This is a genomic window from Methylomagnum sp., from assembly GCF_054333355.1.
On sequence record NZ_JBTEKS010000219.1, the window covers coordinates 1 to 7556 of the forward strand.

The 7556-nt window shown below is 63.3% G+C and carries 8 protein-coding genes and 1 pseudogene; all 9 read right to left on the minus strand.

Annotated elements, in window-relative coordinates; all coding sequences use genetic code 11:
* Window positions 1-988, minus strand: a 988-nt coding sequence (locus tag ACXWUF_RS15195; protein ID WP_458495499.1) for an efflux RND transporter periplasmic adaptor subunit, incomplete at its 3' end; no start/stop codon positions are given.
* Window positions 981-2285 carry a TolC family protein gene (locus ACXWUF_RS15200; RefSeq protein ID WP_458495500.1) on the minus strand — a complete coding sequence of 435 codons (1305 nt, stop codon included), beginning with the start codon at window positions 2283-2285 and terminating at the stop codon, window positions 981-983. The genes ACXWUF_RS15195 and ACXWUF_RS15200, both read right to left, overlap by 8 nt.
* An 84-nt stretch (window positions 2286-2369) precedes the next feature.
* Window positions 2370-2774, minus strand: a complete 405-nt coding sequence (locus ACXWUF_RS15205) for a hypothetical protein (protein ID WP_458495501.1) — start codon at window positions 2772-2774, stop codon at window positions 2370-2372.
* Window positions 2775-2843: 69 nt separating this feature from the next.
* Entirely contained in the window at window positions 2844-3404 is a 561-nt protein-coding gene (locus ACXWUF_RS15210) for an LEA type 2 family protein (protein WP_458495502.1), read from the minus strand.
* A gap of 224 nt (window positions 3405-3628) precedes the next feature.
* A complete protein-coding gene (locus tag ACXWUF_RS15215) occupies window positions 3629-4597 on the minus strand; it encodes a sterol desaturase family protein (RefSeq protein ID WP_458495503.1) in 969 nt (322 codons plus the stop codon).
* A 143-nt stretch (window positions 4598-4740) separates the two neighbouring features.
* Window positions 4741-5844 (minus strand): phosphotransferase enzyme family protein, encoded by a 1104-nt coding sequence (locus ACXWUF_RS15220; protein ID WP_458495504.1) that lies wholly within the window; start codon window positions 5842-5844, stop codon window positions 4741-4743.
* Between the two features lie 9 nt (window positions 5845-5853).
* A complete protein-coding gene (gene smrA, locus ACXWUF_RS15225; RefSeq protein ID WP_458495505.1) occupies window positions 5854-6453 on the minus strand; it encodes a DNA endonuclease SmrA in 600 nt (199 codons plus the stop codon).
* 156 nt (window positions 6454-6609) lie between these two features.
* The gene (locus ACXWUF_RS15230) at window positions 6610-7092 is read right to left on the minus strand and encodes a hypothetical protein (protein ID WP_458495506.1); all 483 of its coding nucleotides are present in this window, start codon (window positions 7090-7092) and stop codon (window positions 6610-6612) included.
* Between the two features lie 194 nt (window positions 7093-7286).
* Window positions 7287-7556 (minus strand): annotated as a pseudogene (locus ACXWUF_RS15235) (YcgN family cysteine cluster protein); the annotation flags it as partial.

Consider the following 7556-nt stretch of genomic DNA (forward strand, 5'->3'; position numbering starts at 1 on the left):
TGAACGTCCGATCCGGGTAGGCATTGATACGGACCTGAATAGCCTGCCCCGGCTTGATCCAGTCCAAATCCTGCTCGAACACGTCGGCCAGCAGCCACACCACGCTCAAATCGGCGAGGCGGAACAGGGTTTCCCCCGGCATGAAGCGCATCCCCTCCACCGTCGGCTTGTCCAGCACCACACCGGACACGGGCGAGCGCAAGGGCAGCGTGTCCAGCGGCGCTTTCCCGTTTTCCAAGCCGCGCAATTCCCCCGGCGCGATGTCCCAGTAGCGCAACCGTTGCAAGGCGCTATCGGCCAACCGTTCGGCGGTGGCGCGGGCCTCCGGGCTGGCCTCCCGCAAAGCCTCCACGCCCTGGCGGGCGATCAAATAATCCTGTTGGGCGCTGAGCAAGTCGGGGCTGTAGATGTCCAGCAGAACTTGGCCGCGTTCCACCTTCTGGCCGGTGGCGTTGACGCGGAGCCGCTGCACCCAGCCCTCGAACTTGGCCGTGACCGCGTGGACCCGCCGCTCGTCCACCTGAATATTGCCCAGGGCACGCACGCTGCGAACCAACTTGCGCGGTGCCAAAACTTCGGTGCGGACGCCCAGCTTCTGGATTTTCTCCGGGGCGATGCTGACCTCCCGCCCGCCCATGGCCTCGCCTTCATAGACCGGCAGGTAATCCATGCCCATTTCGTCCTTCTTGGGCGCGGGTGAGGTGTCAGCCGCCCCCATGGGATGGCGGTAATAGAGGATGCGGCCCGGTTTCCCCGGCGCGGCAGGTTCCTCCGCATAGACCGGCTGATAGTCCATGCCCATCTCGTCCTTGGCGGGGGTGGGCGATATTACCTTGGGGTTCATGGGATGGCGGTAATAGAGGGGCTTCCTGGCTGTCGCGGCGTGTTCGGCGTCGTGCGGCGTGCGACTGTGGATGTAGCGGAATCCGGCGATGCCCGCCGCGACGCCGATGGTCAAAGCGAGGGCCACACCCAGCGACTTACTCATAGCCCACCTCCCCGCCGACCGCCGCCGCCAGTTCCGCCAGGATTTGCTGGGTCCGCGCCAGGGATTGCCAGTACTGCCCCTGGTATTGGAACAAAGTCAATTGCGCCCGCAGCAGGTCGGAGAAATCCGTCCGCCCCACCTGATAGCCCGCCATCAGGGAATCCACCGTCTGCCGGGCCTGCGGCAGGATTTCATGCTCGAACAGCGCCAGCCGCTCTTTGGCGTGCCGGTATTCGGCGCTCTTGGCGGCAATGTCCGCCTCGGCCCGGCGGTGCTCGTCCTGAAGGGCATACTGGGCCTGGAGATACTCGCTCTGGCGCTGGTCCACCGCCCGCGCCTGCTTGTCCCCGGCGTACACCGGCAGGTTCATGCTCAGCCGGAAGCTGAGGAAATCGCTGCGGGTCTGGCCGGTGGGCGTGTTCTGCCGGACGCCGTAGCCCGCGCCCACGGTGAAGTCGGGGTAGAAATCCTTCTCCGCCAAATCGACCCGCGCCTTGGCCGCCTCCAGCATCTTCCGGTGCTGGGCGAACAGGGGCCGGGCTTCGGTGGCTTTGGACAGCAGCATCGCTTCGCTCACGTCGGGCAGTTCCACCCGGGCCTGGGCCGGAATCGCCACCGGGGCATCCGGGGCACGGTTCAGCAGCACGTTGAACTGCGCGGTCTCGCCGTGCCGCATCCCGATGAGTTCCAGCCGCTCGTCCTTCAGCTTGGAAAGCTCCAGTTGGGCCAGTTGCGCGTCCTGCTGGGTGCCCTGCCCGACCCGGTATTTCGACTGGGTGATCTCGACCAGTTGCCGGAAGAACTGCTCCGCCTCGGCGGTCACGTTCAGCGCCCGGTCGTAATAGAACAGCCGCCACCAGCCCTGCTTCACGTCGCGGGCCAGGCGCAGGCGGGCCTCGTCCACCGAATCGGCGGCGGCGAGCGCTTCCTGCTCGGCGATCCGTTGCTGCAAGCCGCGTTTGCCGGGAAACGGGACCGTCTGCGTCAGGCCCAGCTCCAGCATGGTCATGTCCTCCTGGCGGAGATCGAAATTGCGGGTCGGGACGTTCAGGAAATCGACGTTAAAGATGGGGTCCGGCAGGGCACCCGCCTGGGGCGGCACCGCCGCCAGGGCTTCGGCACGGGCCTTGATCTCGGCGAGGCCGGGATTGCCGGCCAGGGCCAGTTCGACCGCCCGCTTGAGGCCGAGATCGGCGTCGGCCGCCCACGGCAGGGACGGGACGGTGGCGAGACAGCCCAGCAACACCGGCCAGATTCGGGCGCGGCGGCGGGACCGGGGATGGATGGCGGAAAACATGGACATTCCTCTCGATGGCGAAACCGCACGGGCGCGCAACACTAAGGCGCCCGTGGCAACAGGGTTCGGCGACGACAGGACGGGCTAATTCAGCAGGACGCGGAACAGATAGATGAGCGGAATCCGCCGACCGGATGGCGGGTCTCCACGCCAAGCGGCTCGAAGGGCTGGCTGGGATTGGAACCAGCCGCCGACGATCCAGACCAGACATAGGATCGCCAGCGGCGGCTCGGGCGATCTGTCGGGATTAGCCGCGAAAACGGGGCCGGATTGGGATTCGAGGCAGGACTTGAACGAACAATCGGGCTTGGAAATGGGCGCCGGGTGCGGCCCGGACGAATCAAGGCAGGCCGTCATCGCGGTGGGGACGGCGCCCCATAACGGCATGACACAGGTGGCGGAGAGCGTCAGCGCCAGCCACGCCAGTACCGCGAGCACGATGCCGCGCAGGTAGGGGCGGTTATGGGGCAGGCGCAGGGTGTTTAACAAGGGGATAACTCGGGAAAACGAATGCTTTGAAGGTAGCACAAAGTGCCGCTGGCATGAAGCGGGCCGGACTTAACGAACCGGCATCGTCCCCGAGCGGGTGCCCGAAGAGCCCGGCGGCACCGCCAAATTCCCCAGGCTTTGTGCCTCCCTCAAAAGAGCCTCACGGTCTACCGCGCCCTTGAAGTTGAAGGGCACCTGCCCCAACGGACCCAGCAAATTAAGGACGTTGAGGTGTCCGGTCACTTGGTAATCCAGGTATTTTTGGTTCTGCAACAGCAGGATTTGTTGCAGGGCACCCAGCGTGTCGGCGGATACCTCCACGTCCAGGGTGGATGTGCCGTGCTTGGCCAAACTCACGGGACTGCGGCTGACGCCGTTGGCCACTGGCCGACCGCTCAGCGCCAGGGCCACATCGGCGCCGTCCAGATTCACCTCCACGTCGTTGGGGTTGTCCACCTTCAAGCGGACCAGGAAGCTCGGCTTGAACAGGTTCAGCTTCTTCACCGCCAATCCAGCCAAGGACACATGGGGTTCCCTGAGATTATCGAGACCATCCGTCAATCCGGCACAACCGGAGACGAGCAGGCATAGCGCAATCAGGGCGGCGGTAGATTTAGAAAATGACGTCATGGGGATGAGGTTTGAAAAAGTGAAAAGCGACTTATTGTACGAGATGCATTAGGGATAACATCTTTTTAGAGACATGTTATCAGGGCAATCGCGCCACGTTGGGCTTTTTCTCGTTTTTTCACGCGGGAGAAAGGACACAAGACTCGTTGCGTGCATGGCGCGATTGTTCTGGCAATGTTATCCCTTTTCTTGCCGTCAGGCACGCCCATGAGACCATCACTGGCTCAGCGCTGCGGTTTAAGCGCCCGTATCTCCCGCTCGGCCTCCAACCAATCCCGGCATTCTTGGCCCGGCGCGAAACCGCGTTTCTCGGCCCGATAATAGGCCGCTTCGGCAATCATCGCGTGCAAATTAAGACTGGCGGACACCGTCGGCGCAAGCACGGTTTGCCAAGTTAGGCCGAACTTCACCAATTGCAGGAAACTCTGCCCCGGCACGTTCCGCAGGCCAATCTCGGCTGGTTTGGCTTCGCGCAGGGTGCCGAACAGCCGATCCCACCAGGAGAACACGGCGCCGTAATTATTATCGTGCTCCCGCCGCTTGGCCGAGTGATGGACCCGGTGCAGGCGCGGCACGATGGTCAGCCATCGCAGCCAGCGCTCGCCCCGGAACGACACATTGGCGTGGTGGAACAGGACGAACAGCGTGATTAGCGCCTCGTTCGCCACCACGGTCGCCGCGTCCACGCCCACCACCACGATGAACAGCCCCTTGACCAGCACCGTCAGGAACACCTCCACGAAGTGCAGCCGAAACGCCGTGGACACATTCATCACCCGGTCGCTGTGGTGGACCTTGTGGAACAGCCACAGCCAGTCGAAGCGATGGTTGGCCCAGTGCCAGAGATACAGGGTCAAGTCGAGCAGGATGAAGGACGCCGCCGCCTTGAGCAGCGGATCGGACAGGCCGCTCAGCAGTCCCCAGTGGGCGTAGCGCTCGGCGATGAACCACAGCGAGGTCACGGACAGCAGCGAGATCAGCGTGTCGTTGAACAGCAGGGTTCCGAAATTCGCCAAATAGGACTGGCGGTAATCGCGGGCGCGATGCTCCCGGCGGGCGAAGCACCCCTCGATGACCAGCAACAGCCCGAACACCGTCAGGATGGCAAGCATTCGCCAATCCTCGGCGGACAGATCGAGTAAGGCCAGATCGGGAACCTGGAATGGAATATGCGCGGTTAATTTGCTGAACATAATTTTCCTCCCTTAGAAAAGGACATGCCCCATCGCGATTTCAGCAAACCCAGAGTGAATTGGGTATGAACCCAGAATCTAAGGATAGGTTCCCCGTTGACAATAGCAACTAAAACTTATTGATTGTTTCAATTATGGAAACCTTATGGGTTGGGCGGGGCGCTCAATCCACCGGCTGTCTTCCTCACCAGCGCCCAAATCGCCTTCTCCAGCCCCTCCACACTCACCACCAACCCAAACTGCACCCGCGCCCGCGCCAAATTCTGGCCCGGCCAATCCACCTTGAAATACACATCCCCCGCCAAGTGGTCGGTCAGAAACCGCAGGCCCAACTCAAACGGCAACAACCGGATGGCGGCGTAGAGATAATCCCAATCGGCGGCGGACAGAAAACCACTCGCCTCGGCGGCGTAGCCCCAGAGGATGGCGCGGCACACCTCCAAATCGAACACGGGCGCTTCCGCCGCCTGCTCCCCGCGCCGATTACAGCAGGACCTAAGGCAATCGCCCAAATCGTAATGAATCAAGCCCGGCTTCACCGTATCCAGGTCAATCAGGCTCACGGCCCGGCGCCCGGACTGGTCGAACAACACATTGTCCAGCTTCGGGTCGCCATGGATGACCCGGAGCTTGAGCTCATCCCGCGCCTTCGCATCCTCAAGCACACCCACCATGGCGCGGCGGGTCTCGACGAAATCCAGCGCCGCCCGCAACTCCGCTGAATCCGGTGCCCGGCGCGGACGGGTGGCGATGGCGTCGAAGCGGGCCAAGTAGGCCGGGGCGATGTGGAAGCCCGGCAAGGTGTCGCGCAGCGCGCCGGGGTTCAGCCCGTTCGCCAAGGCATGGAAGCGGCCCAGGGCGCGGCCCACCTGCTCCGCCTGCCCTTCATTCGCCAAGCGGTCCAGGCCGCGGGTTCCATCAATGAAACTTAACGAGCGCCAGTAATCGCCCGCCCCGTCCCGGTGGAAATCGCCGCCCGCACGGGTCGGGATGATGTCTGGCAAGCGCCAGCCGGATGGATCGACCGGCCGCCGCCGGGCATGGTCGGACAAGGCGCGGAGATTCGCCATCACGGCGGGCGGGTCGGGGAAGACGCGGGCGTTGATCCGCTGCAACACGAAGCGGCGAGCGGCGTCGGAAACCAGATAGGTGTCGTTGATGAGCCCGCGCCCCAGGGGTTCGACGCGCAGGACAACCCCATCTGCGAACTCGGCGGCGGCGCGGATGGCGGTTTCAGGGATGGGCATGGGCTGGATCTAAGGGATGGGCTTGCCGGACTTCAGGCCCAGCTTTTCGCGGGTGGCTTCCTTGGCCCTTTCGGTCTTCCGCAGCAGGACGTACACGGCCCCTGCCCCGCCGTGCCATTTCTGGGCGCTGTGGAAGGCCATGATTTCCGGGAACATCGGCAGCCAGCGGGCCAGGAAGCTTTTCAGCAGCGGCACGCCGTCCTTGTTGTTGCGGCCCTTGCCGTGGCTGATGAGGGCCGAGCGGATGTCGTGCCGCAGGCAGTCCTGAACGAAGCGGTAAACCTCGTGCCGGGCCTGCTCGATGGTGAGTCCGTGCAGGTCCAGGGTGGCCTCGATGTCGTAGCCGCCCCGCTGCAAGCGCCGGAACACGCCCTCTTGAATGCCGCCCCGCTTGAATTGGATGACCGCCTCCGGATGGACATAATCGACGAAGGCCGTGGGGAGCTGGTTGGCGTCGAAGTTGCCGGTTTTTTGCGCCGACTCCCGCCGGTAAATCTGACCCGGCGTGGGCCGCGCACTGCCGCCGACAATCAAGGTTCCGCCCCTGTGGGACAGGGGCCGCACGTCGGCCATTTCTTGCTGAAAAAGTTCGTATTCCTCGTCGCTCATGGCATTCACCTGGGTCAACGCCGGATCCCTGGCGGGTGTGGAAAGTAATGGTTGGCGAGGATAACAAACTTTGAATTGATGCGGGCCACTGGGGTGGGAGCGGTTTCCAACCGCGACCGAGACCAAAAATCGCGGTTAAAAACCGCCCCCACGTTTTCACCGATCCAACCGCAAATCCCGCAGCAAATCCTTCAACAGCCGCTCCTCCGGGGCCGAAATCCGCCGTCCCGGTCGGCCACCGTCAACGGCGCGGGCCGCCATGGCGACCTCCACACAAATCTCGTACAAATGGCTGCGCTTGTCCCAGTGAGCCGGGGCCACCAACTCACTCACAATGAAGTTGGCAAGCCGGGTCAGCTCACCGCGCTTGCGGGGGTTGTGGCCCACCGAGGCGTCGAGGAAGGGTTGCAGGAACCGCCGCACCCGCTCGCTGGTGATTTCCGGCACGTCCACCCCCACCAGATCGACGAAGCGGTCGGCGTAATGCAGCAGGGTTTCGGCCTCTTGCCGCTGGCAATGCCCATCGGCCCACATGACTTCAACCACCGGCAGCAGCCATAAGAATTGGAAATCGACGTAATCCAAGGCCAGTCCGAAGGACAGGCAGCGGGTGGCGATGAATTCTTCGCGGTGCGGCATGGGGCGGGACTCGTTGGGCTGTGGCGGAGATTGTCAGTGTAACGGGGGTGGCTCCATCACTGTTGGATTGAGGCTGTGACGGCGCGCTGCCTGGAGTCCAAACTTTAGTTTGGACGAGACTTCAGTGGCTTATGGTCCTGTCCAAACTGAAGTTCGGACTCCAGGTTGGCAGGACTCAATGGCTACAGGGGAAATCAGCCGAACCCCTCCATCACATACGCCTCGATGTCATCCACGAGCAACTCGGAAATCGCCAAGCCCCGCACCGAGACACCGGCCTCGTGGACCGAATCGGCCCGGCCCGACATAAGGGGATGCCAGGCCGGCAGGGGCTTGCCCTCGTACAGCAGCCGGTAGGCGCAGGTGGATGGCAGCCAGTGGAATTGGGTGAAGTCTTGGCGGAGGCCGAGGCAATCCGGCACCAGCTTGCTGCGCTTGCGGTATTTGGTGCAGCGGCAGGCGTC